A 15,262-nucleotide genomic window follows, 5' to 3' on the forward strand; every position below is an offset into this window, starting at 1 on the left:
GCTGCCTACTGCTCTATCCCGCGATTTGTGAGTGCAAATATACAACGATTATCTTTAAATGCAAGTAAATTTGAAAAAAATATTTTATTTCTTCTATTCGCTTGATATGACTACCTTTGTAGCCATAAATTTATTGAAATGGAGCACAGAGCAGGTTATGTAAATATCATTGGAAATCCGAATGTAGGGAAATCAACTCTTATGAATGCGTTTGTAGGCGAACGTCTTTCTATTATTACATCGAAAGCACAAACTACAAGACACCGTATTTTAGGAATTGTGAATGGAGATGATTTTCAAGTATTATTCTCAGATACGCCTGGAATTATAAAACCAGCGTATGAATTACAAAATTCGATGATGGATTTTGTGAAATCGGCTTTTGAAGATGCTGACATTTTGGTGTACATGGTAGAGATTGGCGAAAAAGAATTAAAAGACGAAGCGTTTTTTAATAAAATTATCCACTCTAAGATTCCGGTTTTATTATTATTGAATAAAATTGACAAATCGAACCAAGAACAGTTAGAAGAACAAACTCAATTGTGGAAAGAAAAAGTACCAAATGCCGAAATCTATCCTATTTCTGCCTTAGAAAATTTTAACGTTAAAGCGGTTTTTGATCGAATTATCGAATTACTTCCTGTTTCCCCACCGTTTTATCCGAAAGATGCTTTGACTGATAAACCAGAACGTTTCTTTGTCAACGAAACCATTCGTGAAAAAATCTTGTTGAATTACGATAAAGAAATTCCGTATGCTGTAGAAATTGAAACGGAAGAATTTATTGAAGACAGCAACATCATTAGAATTCGTGCCGTGATTATGGTAGAACGCGACACACAAAAAGGAATCATCATCGGTCACAAAGGTGCGGCATTGAAGAAAGTTGGGATCCAAGCAAGAGAAGATTTAGAAAAATTCTTTGGAAAACAAATTCACTTAGCTACTTACGTTAAAGTTAATAAAGACTGGAGAAGCAATGAACGTCAGTTGAGACGTTTTGGATATAACCAGAAGTAAGAAGAAAGAACAAAGAATAAAGATAAAAGATGCCTGATGAATATTCATCAGGTTTTTTATTCCAAAACTTTACACATTAAATCTTCCAATTCATGCATTTGTGGCACACCGCGCTCTCTGTTTAATCGTGCCATAAAATAAAGCGAAAACCAAAACGCAACCATAATTCCCATAATGCTAAAATCTAAAACCGTGGATTGTTTTAGCGACCAATGCGTGTAAGCCATCATAGCAAAAACTAAAAACAATCCTGCGATGATAAAGTGTAAAAACATAAAAAGCGTCCACAATAATTGCTCTGGTCCGAACAAACCTTTTACGGTGGTTTTACCTTCGTTTGCTTCTAGTTCTAAATGTAAAAAAGGCGAATAATATTTTCGTTTTTCTTTACTGAAATAAAAATACAAATGTTCGTCAATGATTTTAATTTGGTAATCCGACTTTAATTCAGATTTTAAAGTTTTGGCTCTTTCTAAGATTTGCGCAACACTATTTTTCGATTCCACTTCAAACCTAGGGCGAAGTGCTATGCTTTTTTCAGGTTCCATACACTTGGGATTTGTGCGAATATATAAATTTTTAACAAATGTTAAATAAAATTTTCAATCTAGCCCAGATAGTAATGAAAACCCCGCAAATTTTACACCTATTTTTTCTTTTATTGGGGTAGCGACCTTAGAAGCTGCTGCAATAAATTTAGAAAAAAAGACGTAAAATTGTGGAGTTGTAATGGATAGCTGGAAAAAGCTCCAAAAAAAATCGTACTTTTGCCGATTCAAAATAAGATTATGAACAATATTGTTGCCATTGTAGGAAGACCAAATGTTGGAAAATCCACATTTTTTAACCGTTTAATTCAGCGAAGAGAAGCTATTGTTGACTCGGTAAGCGGTGTTACGCGTGATAGAAATTATGGAAAAAGTGAGTGGAACGGAAAAGAATTTTCGGTAATTGATACCGGAGGTTATGTAAAAGGTTCGGACGATATTTTTGAAGGAGAGATTCGTCGTCAAGTAGAATTGGCTATTGATGAGGCGGATGCTATTGTTTTTGTGGTAGATGTTGAGGAAGGTATTACTCCAATGGATGAAGAAGTAGCGAAATTGCTTCGTAAAGTTAAAAAACCTATACTTTTAGTTGTCAATAAAGTAGACAACGCCATGCGTGAAAAAGACGCAGTGGAGTTCTATAATTTAGGATTAGGTGAATATTTCACAATCTCGGGAATGAGCGGAAGCGGAACTGGGGAATTGTTAGATAAAATCGTAGAGGTTTTACCTGAATTACCAGAAGCGGTAGAAGAAGAAAATCCGTTACCAAGATTTTGTGTTGTAGGAAGACCAAATGCTGGAAAATCATCATTCATTAACGCTTTAATTGGTGAAGATCGATTTGTAGTAACTGATATTGCAGGAACAACTCGTGATGCAATTGACACAAAGTACAACCGTTTTGGATTCGAATTCAACTTAGTGGATACGGCTGGAATTAGACGTAAAGCAAAAGTAAAAGAAGATTTAGAGTTTTATTCGGTAATGCGTTCGGTAAGAGCAATTGAGCACAGTGATGTTTGTTTATTGGTTATCGATGCGACTCGTGGATTTGAAGGACAAGATCAAAGTATTTTTTGGTTAGCCGAGAAAAACCGTAAAGGAATCGTAATCTTAGTAAACAAATGGGATTTGGTTGAAAAAGACACCATGTCAACAAGAGATTACGAAAGAAAAATTAGAGAAGAAATTGCTCCTTTTACTGATGTGCCGATTTTATTTATTTCAGCTTTAACGAAACAACGTTTATTAAAAGCTTTAGAAACCGCAGTTGAAGTTTTTGAAAACAGAAAACAACGTATTTCGACTTCGAAATTCAACGAGTTGATGTTGCCAATTATTGAAGCAACGCCACCACCGGCATTAAAAGGAAAATACATTAAGATTAAATATTGTATGCAGTTGCCAACACCAACACCTCAGTTTGTGTTCTTTGCGAATTTGCCACAATATGTAAAAGATCCTTACAAACGTTTTATTGAAAATAAATTGAGAGAAAACTACAATTTTAGTGGTGTTCCAATTGATATTTATTTCAGACAGAAATAGAAAAAAGAAAAACTCGTTAGTATAGCTAACGAGTTTTTTGTTTTCAAATACAAGTACAAGTTCAAAAATCAAGTACAAGTTTATTTTTGCTTTGCTCAAAGTAAGCCTACTTTGTAGGAGATTGACAATGATTGTGAGTTTAATTTAGAACTACCAGCTTCCGCCGGCACCGCCACCAGAGAATCCACCGCCGCCGAAGCCGCCACCAAATCCTCCTGACCCACCACCAAAGCTTCCTCCACCGAAACCTCCGTTTCCTCTTCCAAGGCTACTTAGAATGATGATATCGCCTAAATCCAAACCGCTACCTCCTCTATAATTTCCGCCTCCTTTATTTCCTTTGGAAGCTAAAAAGATTAGAATAATGATAAAAACTACAATTAAGATGAAAGGCAAAGGATTGCTTGATTCTTTCCTTGAACCTTTATATTTTCCTTTTAAAACTTCAAAAATAGCATCGGCACCTTTGTCTAAACCTTTGTAATAACTTCCAGCTTTGAACTCAGGAATGATGATGTTTCGGATAAGTTCTCCGTTGATTCCTGCGGTTAACCTATCTTCTACACCATATCCTGGCGCTATCCAAATTTCTCTGTCGTTTTTAGAAAGTAAAATTAGAATCCCGTTGTCTTCTTTTGCTTGGCCAATCCCCCATTCGTGTGCCCATCTTGGAGTTAAAATTCCTATGGATTCGCCTTTTAAATCATCAATTGTTATCACTACAATTTGAGTTGTAGTGGAATCCGAATAGCGAACCAATTTGTTCTCTAAATCTTTTTCTTCTGTCGGATTCAAAACATCGGCATAGTCATATAGACTCGTTTGAAAAGACGGAACCTTAGGAATTGTAAATTGGGCATTAGCGTAAATTCCAGAAAGGAAAAATACTAGTATAATTAGTTTTTTCATATTAACCTCTCGAAATTTCGTTAGACAATTCATTACTATCATCCAATTGAAAAGGGAAAAATTTTTTTAATCGTTCGCCAGCTTTTAGGATTCCTTCGACCAAGCCTTTTTTGAAATTTCCTTCTTTGAAATTTGCAATCACGACATCTTTAGTACCATCCCAAAAATCAGTTTCTACTACTTTATCGATGCCTTCATCGCCAATGATAGCAAACTTTTTATCGGCTACCCCAACATAAAACAGCACTCCGTTTCGATCTTGTGTTTCGTGCATGTGGAGTTCAAAAAAAACCTCCTGAGCTCGGTCAAGAGGTGATTTTTGGGTATGTTCTTCTAAATGCACTCTGATTTCTCCCGAAGTGTTTTTTTCCGCTTCAATAATCGCTTGAACAATTTCTTGTTCGTCTGCTTTTGATAAGAAATCTTCTGTTTTTGACATTATTTTTTCTCGTTATTAAAGTCAAATTCTACGTCAACAGGTTTTTCAGCACCTGCCACTGCTTTAAATAATGCTTTCTCTTTGTAATCAGACAAAACAAAACTTCTAGGCATTTTTAACACATAGTTATTATATTTTTCTACAGCTTCATTAAAACGAGTTCTTGCTGTTAAAATCTGATTTTCTGTACTTGTTAACTCATTTTGAAGCATTTTAAAATTTTCATTTGCTCTCAACTCTGGATACTTTTCAACGGTTACTAATAATCTAGATAAAGCTGAAGAAACTCCACTTTGTGCTTGATTAAATTGCTCAAACTGTTCAGGAGTTATATTTGTTGGATCAACTGTAACTGATGTTGCTTTAGCTCTAGCTGAAATCACAGCTTCTAAAGTAGATTTTTCAAAATCAGCCGCACCTTTTACAGTCTTAACTAAATTTCCAATAAGGTCATTTCTTCTTTGGTAAGACGTTTCTACATTTCCCCATTCTTTTTTTACAGCCTGGTCAACAGTAACTGCTCCATTTTTAACACTTACATACCAAAATACAAGGACTAATAATAATCCACCACCGATAATAAAAGGCAAAAATTTTCTCATAGTTTTAAATTTTAAATAGTTTAATTAATTGTTTATAGTTGATTTTTAATGGTGTTCAATTGTGCTTTAATAGTTTCTAGTTTTGAAATAATTTCGAATTTATCAAGTGTTTTCTTTTGATTTTCTTTCAAATGTGTTTTGGCTCCATCTAAAGTAAATCCGCGCTCTTTTACTAAATGATAAATCAATTGTAAATTCTTCACGTCTTCTGGTGTGAACATGCGATTTCCTTTAGCGTTTTTCTTTGGCTTTAGAATATCGAATTCTTTATCCCAAAAACGAATCAAAGACGCATTCACGTTGAACGCTTTGGCAATTTCGCCAATGCTATAATATCTTTTATTTGGTGCTAATTCTAAATGCATTTTTCAAGTTCAAGTTCAAGTTCAAATTCAAATTCAATTACAAGTTCAAAACTTTTGAAATCGTTAATCATCAATCTTAAATCGTTAATCCAACGATTGATTTTCTTGGTTTGCTAATTTTGAAATTTCTATATATTCTTTTGCTGAAATACTTCCGTAATAGAAATTCAGCGGATTTACACGCTCTCCATTCTTAAACACTTCATAGTGCAAATGTGGCGCCTGACTTCTTCCTGTGCTTCCCACATAGCCAATGATATCGCCTCGTTTTACTCTTTGACCAGGTTTACATTTATATTTACTCAAATGCGCATATAACGTTTTGTAGCCATAACCATGATTTATTTCAATATGATTTCCGTATCCTGATAACGATGCGTCTGCTTTATACACTACTCCATCACCAGTAGCGTAAATTGGCGTTCCCGTTCTAGCGGTAAAATCCATTCCGTAATGGAATTTTCTAATTTTGGTAAATGGATCGCTTCGGTAACCAAAACCTGATGCCATTTGCTTTAAATCTTCATTTTTCACGGGTTGGATTGCTGGAATTGCAGCCAATAATTTTTCTTTCTGTTTCGCCAAAGCCACAATTTCATCTAACGATTTCGATTGAATTACTAACTCTTTCGTTAAAACATCAACACGTCTTGTAGTGTTTTCGATTAATTCAGAATTATTGAAACCTTGTAAATCTTTATATCGATTCACACCACCAAATCCAGCTTTTCGTTCTTCTTCTGAGATTGGAGTTGAGTTAAAATAAATTCGGTAAATGTTATTGTCTCTATTTTCGATAGCTTCTAAAACATCGTCCATCAAATCCAACTTCTTATTCAAAACGGTGTAATTCAATTTCAAGGCTTCGATTTCTCTGGCTTGAATTTTATCTTTTGGTGTTTCAAAATAACTCGTGTTGACCAATAAGAAAAAACTCAAAAATCCAAACAATGCCGAAGACAATAAAAAAAGCATTACGTAAGCAAATTTCTTTCTCTTTTTAGGCAGAATGCGCTTGTATGCTAAATTTTCTGAATCGTAATAATATTTTACCTTCGACATATATGAAAATATACTATTTTTGTGCCAAATTTATTGATTGACATAGGTTATACGAACAAAATTAAGAAATGTTTCATTCTTTAGCTATTTTATTTTTAGTTGGGCTATTTTTTTGGACATTTACTTTCGTTTCCGCATCACAATAAACAAATAAAAACAGATCTAAATTATTGATAATGAAATCGCAAGACATTCGTAAAGCATACCTTAATTTTTTTGAATCAAAAGGACACTTAATTGTTCCTTCTGCGCCAATCGTTTTGAAAGACGACCCAACCTTGATGTTCAACAACTCGGGAATGGCCCAATTCAAAGAATATTTCTTAGGCAATGGAACTCCAAAAAGCCCAAGAATCGCCGATACGCAAAAATGTCTTCGTGTTTCTGGAAAACACAATGATTTGGAAGATGTAGGTTTTGATACTTATCACCACACCATGTTTGAAATGCTTGGAAACTGGTCGTTTGGCGATTATTTCAAGAAAGAAGCCTTAGCTTGGGCTTGGGAATTTCTTACTGAAGTTTTAAAGTTAGACAAAGACCGTTTGTATGTTTCTGTTTTTGAAGGAAATCCAGCAGAGAACGTTCCGTTTGACCAAGAAGCTTTTGATATTTGGAAGCAATACGTTTCAGAAGACCGAATCATTTTAGGAAATAAAAAAGATAACTTCTGGGAAATGGGCGACCAAGGTCCGTGTGGTCCATGTTCTGAAATTCATATCGATTTAAGAACGGATGCTGAAAGAAATGCAGTTTCAGGAAGAGATTTAGTTAATGCTGATCATCCGCAAGTAGTGGAAATTTGGAACAACGTATTTATGGAATTCAACCGTAAAGCCGATGGCTCGTTAGAAAAATTACCAGCACAACACGTAGATACCGGAATGGGATTTGAGCGTTTGTGTATGGCAATGCAAAACGTAACTTCAAATTATGATACGGATGTTTTCACGCCGCTTATCGCGAAAGTTGAAGAAATTACAGGATTAAAATACACTTCAAATGATGCAATGACAAGTCGCGACTTGTCAATACAAGAAGAGCAAAACAAAACCAATATTGCGATTCGTGTAATTGTAGACCACGTTCGTGCGGTAGCTTTTGCTATTGCTGACGGACAATTACCTTCAAATACAGGTGCTGGTTATGTAATTCGTAGAATTTTACGTCGTGCGATTCGTTACGGATTTACGTTTTTAGGAACGAAAGAACCTTTTATTAATAAATTGGTTGAAGTTTTAGCGAATCAAATGGGCGAATTTTTCCCTGAGATTAAATCGCAACAACAATTGGTTACCAATGTAATTCGTGAAGAAGAAGCGTCTTTCTTAAGAACTTTGGAACAAGGATTACAATTATTAGATAAAGTAGTTGCTGAAACATCTGGAAAAGAAGTTTCAGGAGAAAAAGTATTTGAATTGTATGATACTTTTGGTTTCCCGAAAGACTTAACGGCTTTAATTTTAAAAGAAAAAGGCTATTCGTTTAATGAAATTGAATTCGAAACCGAATTACAAAAACAAAAAGCGCGTTCTCGTGCAGCTTCTGAAGTAACGACCGATGACTGGAAAGTTTTAATTGATGGAAACGTGGAAACATTCGTTGGTTATGATCAAACGGAAAATAATGTAAAAATCACTAGAATTCGTAAAGTAGATTCTAAAAAAGATGGTGTTTTGTACCAAATTGTTTTAGATAATACGCCGTTCTATCCAGAAGGTGGTGGACAAGTTGGAGATAAAGGAACATTAGTTTCTGCAAACGAAACCATCGAAATTATCGACACGAAAAAAGAAAACAACTTAATATTACATTTCGCAAAACAACTTCCTGAAAATGTGGAAGCTGAATTTGTAGCCAAAGTAAATACCGATTTAAGAACTTCGACTTCTAAAAATCACTCAGCTACGCATCTGATGCATTTGGCTTTAAGAACAATTTTAGGAACTCATGTGGAACAAAAAGGTTCATTGGTAAACCCAAATTACTTACGTTTCGACTTTTCGCATTTTTCTAAAGTAACGGATGAAGAATTACGTCAAGTAGAAGCTTTTGTAAATGCTAGAATTGAAGAGCAATTGCAATTAGTAGAACATAGAAATATTCCAATCCAACAAGCGATGGCACAAGGTGCGATGGCTTTATTTGGAGAAAAATATGGCGACAATGTTCGTATGATTGAATTTGGAGACAGCAAAGAATTATGTGGTGGAATTCACGTGAAAAACACGGCTGATATTTGGCATTTCAAAATTGTTTCAGAAGGAGCTGTAGCGGCTGGAATTCGTCGTATTGAGGCGATTACGGGTGATGCGGTTAAAGATTTCTATAAAAATCAAGAAGATACTTTGGCAGAAATCAAAGAAGTATTGAAAAACCCACAAGATGTTTTAAAATCGGTGGCTTCTTTACAAGATGACAATGCAAAATTGAAAAAACTAGTAGAGCAATTACTAAAAGAAAAAATCGAAGGATTAAAGAATACGCTAGTTGCCGATTTTCAAGAAATCAATGGTATTCAATTTTTAGCTAAACAAGTAGATTTATCGATGAGTTCAACTAAAGATTTGGCACAAGCTATTGGAACTTCTAAACCAAATACGTTTGTATTCTTAGCATCAGTTGAAGATAATGCACCAAACATTCACTGTTATATTTCAAAAGAATTGGTGGCTGAAAAAGGGTTAAACGCTGGAAACGTCATCAGAGAATTAGGAAAACTAATCGACGGAAACGGTGGTGGACAACCTTTCTTTGCATCTGGAAAAGGGAAAAATGTAGGTAGAATTAAAGAAGCGTTGGAGAAAGCAATAACATTTGTGAAATAAAATAGAAACATTCTATATTATAAAAAAACCTACATTGATACAAAATCTTTGTAGGTTTTTTTTCTATATTGCTAACCAATTGACAAACAAAAAAAATGAAAAAACTACTTTACCTATTTAGCGCAGTTGCGCTAACTTTAACTTCTTGTTCAAGTGAAGATGATTCTAACAATAATTCTTCCGATGTCACATTAATAAAAAAAATTATTCTAACATCTGATGATGAAGAAGATGATTCTTATTGGAACAATACAATAATCTTCACTTATAATGGAACTAAACTAGTTGAATCTAGAGAAGATGATAACTATAAAACTGTATATACTTACACTGGGGATTTAATTACTAAAATTGAATATTTTGACGGAACAGTTTTAGATGAGTATGATCTATTTTCTTACAACTCAAGTGGTAAATTAATAGAATATCGCTCTATTGGAAATGATTTTGAAGAAAAGTTTACTTATACTTATAATAGTGATGGAACTGTTTCCGTTAACGAATATCAAGGAACAATTGGCAGTCCTACTCTGGTTCCGAGTTCACCTTACACATACACTTTTACAAATAACGAATTAACAGCTGATGATGATAGTATTTTTGTATATGAAGACAAAAATAACCCTTTTATGAATGTAACCGGATTTAAGGAATTAATGCTTCCTGAATTTGCTGATGACTATATGATTGCTTTTGGAAGAAACAAAATGATGACATCAACTTATGATGAGAGTAATACCTCTGAAGGGATTTTTGCAACTCATACTTACAATTCAAGTAATTTCCCTAAATCATCTGTTATAAATGCTAATTTTACATTAGGTTCATTTATTGGAACTGTTAATGTTCAATATTTCTACAACTAAATTATTAAAAAAATAATGAATCCCGATAAACTTCAAACCTTATCGGGATTTTTTTATTCTACTACTGCAATTGCTTCAATCTCAATCAACCATTCTTTTCTGCCTAAATTTTCTACGCCTACTAAAGTGCTTGCTGGATAATTTTCATTTCCTAGAAATTCCTTTCTAACTTTTCTGAAAATAGGCAAATCAATTTCAGGGTTAAAATTTACGATGTACGTATTCATTTTTACTACATCTTTAAAACTCGCATTGCAATTTGTAAGTTGCTTTTCTAAATTTTGAAAAGTGGCAATGGTTTGTGCTTCTAAATTTGCACCATCACCTATTTGTCCAGAAATGTAAAGTGTTTTAAAATTTCCTGTTTTTACTACAACCATTTGAGAAAAACCTTCATTAGGTTCGATATATTCTTTTTCAATCATTTGTATGGTATTAAATCTTGAGTAAAAATACTCGTTTTTTGTAAAAAGTAGTTTAAATTTGGACTTTAAACCCAACTGATTTGCAATTCACCACCAAAATACCCGTTCAAAAAAGCAATTTTCCAATCGATTACGATTCGAAAGTTATGTTATTGGGTTCGTGTTTTGCGGAAAATATGGGTAAAAAGTTTGATTATTTTAAATTTCAAGCTACTACCAATCCGTTTGGAATTATTTTTAATGCGGTTTCTTTAGAAAAGTTAATCCGTCGCGCTGTTGAAAATAGAACTTTTACCGAAAACGATATTTTCTTTCATAACGATTTATGGCATTGCTATGAAGTACATTCGGAACTATCAAATTCGGATAAAGATGCCTTTTTAGAATCTTTAAACGATATAATCCGTTCCACAAATAAACAATTAAACGATTCAACACACATTATAATTACGCTAGGAACGTCGTGGGTGTATCGAAATATAGAAACAAACGAAATTGTCGCCAACTGTCACAAAGTCCCTCAAAAGCAGTTTACAAAAGAATTGTTGTCGATTCATCAAACCGAAGAAAGTTTACAAAGTATTATTTCATTAATTCATTCGGTGAATCCAAACTGCAATTTTATTTTTACGGTTTCTCCTGTACGCCATATAAAAGATGGATTTACAGAAAACACGCTAAGTAAAGCGCATTTGATTGCAGCAATTCACAAAACAATCACAAATCACAAATCACACATCACCTATTTCCCATCTTACGAAATTATGATGGACGAATTGCGTGATTATCGTTTTTACGCTGAAGATATGTTGCATCCGAATCAAACTGCAATCGATTATATTTGGATTCAATTCTTTGAAAATTATATTTCTGAATCGGTGTTTGGATTGATGAATGAGATTTGCTCTATTCAAAAAGGATTGCAACATCGTCCGTTTAATCCGAATACGGAAAGTCATCAAAAATTCGTATTGACGTTAGAAGAAAAAATGAAGAGAATAAATGAAAGGCTGCCCACTATTCAATTCTAAAAATACGAAAAAAATCGTATTTTAAATGAAAGAAGATAGCTTGATATTTATTTCATAAAACAATTAAAAATATGAAGTTAGCGTTCACAAAATTTATTAGAAAAAATAAAATCGCAATAATTATAGTTATTATTGCGATTGCTTGTTTACTTTTGAATTGCTATAATTTGTGGTTCTGTAATTAACTATTCAATTCTTCAATTTCTAGCTGAACTATTTCCCAATCTTCTAAAAGTTGTTCCAACTCTTTTTTCTTTTTTTCGTAAGCTGCAAAAAACGTAGCATCTTCGATATGTTTATCGTAGTTTGAAGCCAGTGCTTTATCATCGGCTTGAATGGCTTTTTCTAATTGCTGAATTTGACTTTCGATTTTACTCAGCTTGTTTTGTAATGCTTTCGCTTTCTTTTGATCTTCGTATGAGATGCTTTTTACAGCTTTCGCATTTTGAGATTGTGCATTCACTACGACATCTTTCTTTTCAATTTCACGCATATTCATAGCGTTTTTCTGTTCTAAGAAGAAATTGATATCGCCTAAATATTCTCTGATTTTTTGATCTTTGAATTCGTATACTATATTTGACATTCCTTGCAAGAAATCACGATCGTGAGACACTAACAACAATGTTCCTTCAAATTGCTGTAAAGCGGCTTTTAAAACGTTTTTAGACTTAATATCCAAGTGATTTGTTGGTTCATCCATTACTAAGACATTAATCGGTTGTAAAAGCAATTTACAAAGCGCCAAACGATTTCGCTCTCCTCCCGAAAGTACTTTAACTTTCTTCTCTACTTCATCACCACGGAATAAAAACGCTCCCAACATATCACGCACTTTTGAACGATTCGTATCGGTTGCGGCTTCTAACATTGTATCTAACAATGTTTTTTCTCCATCTAAATATTCTGCTTGATTTTGAGCAAAATACCCTAATTGCACATTGTGTCCGAGTTTTATGGTTCCTTCGTATTCAAATTCGTTTACGATTGCTTTCATAAACGTAGATTTTCCTTGACCGTTTTGCCCAACAAATGCTACTTTACTTCCACGTTCTACTAAAAGCGAAATATCTTTTAAGATTACTTTATCGCCATACGCTTTGGTAACGTGTTCCGCCTCTACCACTACTCTTCCTGGCGTTTGCGAAACTGGAAATGAAATATTCATCACCGAATTATCGTCTTCATCAACTTCAATTCGTTCTACTTTATCTAATTTTTTAATCAACGATTGCGCCATCGATGCTTTAGAAGCTTTGGCTCTAAATTTCTCGATTAACTTTTCAGTTTCTTCAATTTTTTTGGCTTGATTTTTCTGAGTTGCCAATTGCTTTTCTCGAATTTCCTGACGCAACACTAAATATTCCGAATACGGTTTACTAAAATCGTAAGCTTTTCCTAATGAGATTTCAATCGTACGATTTGTTACATTATCCAAAAACATTTTATCGTGCGAAACGATTACCACAACTCCAGGGAAATTTCGTAAAAATCCTTCTAACCAAATAATACTTTCAATATCCAAGTGGTTCGTAGGCTCATCTAAAAGCAAAATATCGTTAGATTGTAATAATAATTTTGCTAATTCAATACGCATTCTCCATCCTCCTGAAAAAGTATCGGTTTGATTGTCGAAATCCTCTCTTTTGAATCCAAGGCCTAAAAGAATTTTCTCTGTATCTCCAACATAATTATATCCTCCAAGAACTTCGTAATGATGCGTAACATCACTTAATTCCTCAATTAAATCAGAATATTCCTGACTTTCATAATCGGTTCTAGTTATTAATTGATGATTGATTTCGTCGATTCGGAATTCGGCACGTTTGATTTCTTCAAAAGCCATATAAGCTTCTTCTAAAACCGTTCTTCCTTTAACAAAATCAATATCCTGACGAAGAAATCCGATTTTTACTTCTTTTTCAGTTGCAATAGTTCCACTGTCTGGTTTAAAATCACCCGCAAGCATTTTCAACATGGTTGATTTTCCTGCACCATTTTTCCCAACAAGACCTACTCTGTCACCAGAACCTAATCTAAAAGTTACTTCTTCAAAAAGATAGGTTCCACCAAATGAAACCGATAAATTATGTATGTTTAGCATATTGATTGTTACAATTGTTACACAAAGAATTGTTAGTTATTGTACCTTTGTGTAAAATATTTTGCAAATGTTAAAAAAAGGATCCAAATTAAATAGTATTTTAACAGGAAGTTGTCCAACTTGCCATGAAGAAAGCATGTATTTAGACAAAAATCCGTATAATGTTCTAAATGTGTACAAAATGCATGAAAATTGTAGTCATTGTGGAACTAAATATAAAATTGAACCCTCATTTTTTTATGGGGCTATGTATGTAAGTTATGCCTTAGGAATTGCGTTTGGCGTAGCTGCATTTATTATCACTTATTTCTTTGTTGGAGAAAAGAATTTGGTAAACAATTTTATCGCAATAATCATTACTTTAATAGTATTTATGCCGGTAATTATGAGATTATCTAGAAATATATGGATAAATCTGTTCATGAGTTACGACAAAGATTGGAAACAACACAAGGGCGAAAAGAAAGCCACACTTAGATAATTAAAAAACCGAAACAAATTAGTTTCGGTTTTTTTTATAGCATCTTATTATATCAATTTCCTTTTCTAAAGGAATGTTTTTTTCTATATGCTGAAATAACTCATTAGCCAAATAAGGTCCGAGCATTACACCTCGAGTTCCTAAACCATTTAAAACATGCAAATGAGAATTTTCTGGGTGAGTACCAACTAATGGTCTTCTATCTTTAACTGTAGGACGAACACCTGCAAAATGCTTCACAACTTCAAAATCGCATGATATTAATTCGGATAATTTTTCGATTAATTCCTGTTTTCCTTCCTCTGTTGGAGTATTCGTTTTGTCTTTCCAATCATAAGTAGCCCCGACTTTATACAAATCATTTCCAATTGGAAGTATAAATACACTTGATTTTATCACCACATCTAAATCTAAATTGGGTGCTTTGATGATCAGTAATTCACCTTTGGTTCCATCCAAAGGCAAATCATTAAAATAAGGATTGGCATGTAATCCAAAACCTTCTGCAAAAATGATGTGTTTAGCTTTTATGTCTTTATATTGAATTCCGTATTCTAAAAATTCGATTTTAGCATAGTTAAAACCTTCATTAGAAAAACAATTTAAGCCTTGCAAATATTTAGTATAAGCTTCAATTAAAGTTGAGATTTCTAAATAACCGGTATGATTGACTTTTCCATAGTTAAATGGAGAAGCAATATTTTCATAAGAAGTTGTGACTAATTTAGCATCTAAAAAAGGAGCTAAATTTGGCTTATCTGCAGCTTGAAACCAATTATTTTGCTCTTCAACCGAATACAATTTTCGAAGAATTGGCAATTCAAAATCGAAGACTACATTCAATTTGGATTGAATTTTATGGTATAAAGGGAAAGCAAAATCAATTTGTTCCTTTGCTTTCCATACTTCACTGAATCTTTTTAAAACTACTGGGTTATATAATCCACCAGCAACACGAGAAGAAGGTTGCGAATTGTTATCAAAAACAAAAATTGATTTATTGTTTTGCAAAGCAATTTCAGCAAATG

General features: G+C 33.5%; 15 protein-coding genes. 6 read left to right on the forward strand and 9 right to left on the reverse strand.

From position 1 onward, the window contains the following. Positions 1-138: 138 nt before the first annotated feature. The gene (era, locus tag B4I81_RS07525; RefSeq protein ID WP_291109296.1) at positions 139-1,023 is read left to right on the forward strand and encodes a GTPase Era; all 885 of its coding nucleotides are present in this window, start codon (positions 139-141) and stop codon (positions 1,021-1,023) included. Between the two features lie 56 nt (positions 1,024-1,079). Here the strand turns inward: era and B4I81_RS07530 are convergent, their stop codons facing one another. Continuing rightward, positions 1,080-1,571 carry a hypothetical protein gene (locus tag B4I81_RS07530; RefSeq protein ID WP_291109298.1) on the reverse strand — a complete coding sequence of 164 codons (492 nt, stop codon included), beginning with the start codon at positions 1,569-1,571 and terminating at the stop codon, positions 1,080-1,082. 240 nt (positions 1,572-1,811) lie between these two features. Between B4I81_RS07530 and der the strand changes: the two genes are divergently transcribed. After that, positions 1,812-3,122: a ribosome biogenesis GTPase Der gene (gene der, locus B4I81_RS07535; protein WP_073580596.1), complete on the forward strand. Its 1,311-nt coding sequence runs from the start codon at positions 1,812-1,814 to the stop codon at positions 3,120-3,122. A gap of 150 nt (positions 3,123-3,272) precedes the next feature. On the opposite strand, the gene B4I81_RS07540 is transcribed toward der, so the two are convergent. The 5 genes from B4I81_RS07540 to B4I81_RS07560 all read right to left on the reverse strand — a co-directional run bounded on the left by B4I81_RS07540 (position 3,273) and on the right by B4I81_RS07560 (position 6,499). Further along, positions 3,273-4,031 (reverse strand): TPM domain-containing protein, encoded by a 759-nt coding sequence (locus tag B4I81_RS07540; RefSeq protein WP_291109300.1) that lies wholly within the window; start codon positions 4,029-4,031, stop codon positions 3,273-3,275. A gap of 1 nt (position 4,032) precedes the next feature. Beyond that, the gene (locus B4I81_RS07545; protein ID WP_291109302.1) at positions 4,033-4,470 is read right to left on the reverse strand and encodes a TPM domain-containing protein; all 438 of its coding nucleotides are present in this window, start codon (positions 4,468-4,470) and stop codon (positions 4,033-4,035) included. Continuing rightward, positions 4,470-5,072, reverse strand: coding sequence for a LemA family protein (locus B4I81_RS07550; protein ID WP_291109304.1), 603 nt, complete (start codon positions 5,070-5,072; stop codon positions 4,470-4,472). The genes B4I81_RS07545 and B4I81_RS07550 overlap by 1 nt, the downstream gene beginning before the upstream one ends. A 32-nt stretch (positions 5,073-5,104) precedes the next feature. Then, a complete protein-coding gene (locus B4I81_RS07555) occupies positions 5,105-5,437 on the reverse strand; it encodes a MerR family transcriptional regulator (RefSeq protein WP_291109306.1) in 333 nt (110 codons plus the stop codon). Positions 5,438-5,521: 84 nt separating this feature from the next. Next, positions 5,522-6,499 carry a M23 family metallopeptidase gene (locus tag B4I81_RS07560; protein ID WP_291109307.1) on the reverse strand — a complete coding sequence of 326 codons (978 nt, stop codon included), beginning with the start codon at positions 6,497-6,499 and terminating at the stop codon, positions 5,522-5,524. Between the two features lie 176 nt (positions 6,500-6,675). Between B4I81_RS07560 and alaS the strand changes: the two genes are divergently transcribed. Next, positions 6,676-9,327, forward strand: coding sequence for an alanine--tRNA ligase (alaS, locus tag B4I81_RS07565; protein ID WP_291109309.1), 2,652 nt, complete (start codon positions 6,676-6,678; stop codon positions 9,325-9,327). A 95-nt stretch (positions 9,328-9,422) separates the two neighbouring features. Continuing rightward, positions 9,423-10,193: a hypothetical protein gene (locus B4I81_RS07570; RefSeq protein WP_291109311.1), complete on the forward strand. Its 771-nt coding sequence runs from the start codon at positions 9,423-9,425 to the stop codon at positions 10,191-10,193. A gap of 53 nt (positions 10,194-10,246) precedes the next feature. Here B4I81_RS07570 and B4I81_RS07575 read toward each other — a convergent pair whose 3' ends face one another. Further along, on the reverse strand, positions 10,247-10,618 hold the full coding sequence (locus tag B4I81_RS07575; protein WP_291109313.1) for a RidA family protein: 372 nt from the start codon (positions 10,616-10,618) through the stop codon (positions 10,247-10,249). An 80-nt stretch (positions 10,619-10,698) separates the two neighbouring features. On the opposite strand from B4I81_RS07575, the gene B4I81_RS07580 reads away from it, so the two are divergent. After that, a complete protein-coding gene (locus B4I81_RS07580; protein ID WP_291109315.1) occupies positions 10,699-11,649 on the forward strand; it encodes a GSCFA domain-containing protein in 951 nt (316 codons plus the stop codon). A gap of 181 nt (positions 11,650-11,830) precedes the next feature. Here B4I81_RS07580 and B4I81_RS07585 read toward each other — a convergent pair whose 3' ends face one another. Then, on the reverse strand, positions 11,831-13,753 hold the full coding sequence (locus B4I81_RS07585) for an ABC-F family ATP-binding cassette domain-containing protein (RefSeq protein ID WP_291109317.1): 1,923 nt from the start codon (positions 13,751-13,753) through the stop codon (positions 11,831-11,833). A gap of 67 nt (positions 13,754-13,820) precedes the next feature. Between B4I81_RS07585 and B4I81_RS07590 the strand changes: the two genes are divergently transcribed. Continuing rightward, positions 13,821-14,234, forward strand: a complete 414-nt coding sequence (locus tag B4I81_RS07590; RefSeq protein ID WP_291109319.1) for a DUF983 domain-containing protein — start codon at positions 13,821-13,823, stop codon at positions 14,232-14,234. An 18-nt stretch (positions 14,235-14,252) separates the two neighbouring features. Here B4I81_RS07590 and B4I81_RS07595 read toward each other — a convergent pair. Further along, positions 14,253-15,262, reverse strand: a 1,010-nt coding sequence (locus tag B4I81_RS07595; protein ID WP_291109321.1) for an NAD(P)/FAD-dependent oxidoreductase, incomplete at its 5' end; no start/stop codon positions are given.

Origin of the sequence: Flavobacterium sp. UBA6195 (assembly GCF_002422095.1) — a bacterium.
In the GTDB taxonomy this organism is placed as follows: domain Bacteria; phylum Bacteroidota; class Bacteroidia; order Flavobacteriales; family Flavobacteriaceae; genus Flavobacterium.

Coding starts and splice junctions, on each gene's coding strand:
- era (WP_291109296.1), top strand. CDS start 139: ATGGAGCACAGAGCAGGTTATGTAAATATCATTGGAAATCCGAATGTA.
- B4I81_RS07530 (WP_291109298.1), bottom strand. CDS start 1,571: ATGGAACCTGAAAAAAGCATAGCACTTCGCCCTAGGTTTGAAGTGGAA.
- der (WP_073580596.1), top strand. CDS start 1,812: ATGAACAATATTGTTGCCATTGTAGGAAGACCAAATGTTGGAAAATCC.
- B4I81_RS07540 (WP_291109300.1), bottom strand. CDS start 4,031: ATGAAAAAACTAATTATACTAGTATTTTTCCTTTCTGGAATTTACGCT.
- B4I81_RS07545 (WP_291109302.1), bottom strand. CDS start 4,470: ATGTCAAAAACAGAAGATTTCTTATCAAAAGCAGACGAACAAGAAATT.
- B4I81_RS07550 (WP_291109304.1), bottom strand. CDS start 5,072: ATGAGAAAATTTTTGCCTTTTATTATCGGTGGTGGATTATTATTAGTC.
- B4I81_RS07555 (WP_291109306.1), bottom strand. CDS start 5,437: ATGCATTTAGAATTAGCACCAAATAAAAGATATTATAGCATTGGCGAA.
- B4I81_RS07560 (WP_291109307.1), bottom strand. CDS start 6,499: ATGTCGAAGGTAAAATATTATTACGATTCAGAAAATTTAGCATACAAG.
- alaS (WP_291109309.1), top strand. CDS start 6,676: ATGAAATCGCAAGACATTCGTAAAGCATACCTTAATTTTTTTGAATCA.
- B4I81_RS07570 (WP_291109311.1), top strand. CDS start 9,423: ATGAAAAAACTACTTTACCTATTTAGCGCAGTTGCGCTAACTTTAACT.
- B4I81_RS07575 (WP_291109313.1), bottom strand. CDS start 10,618: ATGATTGAAAAAGAATATATCGAACCTAATGAAGGTTTTTCTCAAATG.
- B4I81_RS07585 (WP_291109317.1), bottom strand. CDS start 13,753: ATGCTAAACATACATAATTTATCGGTTTCATTTGGTGGAACCTATCTT.
- B4I81_RS07590 (WP_291109319.1), top strand. CDS start 13,821: ATGTTAAAAAAAGGATCCAAATTAAATAGTATTTTAACAGGAAGTTGT.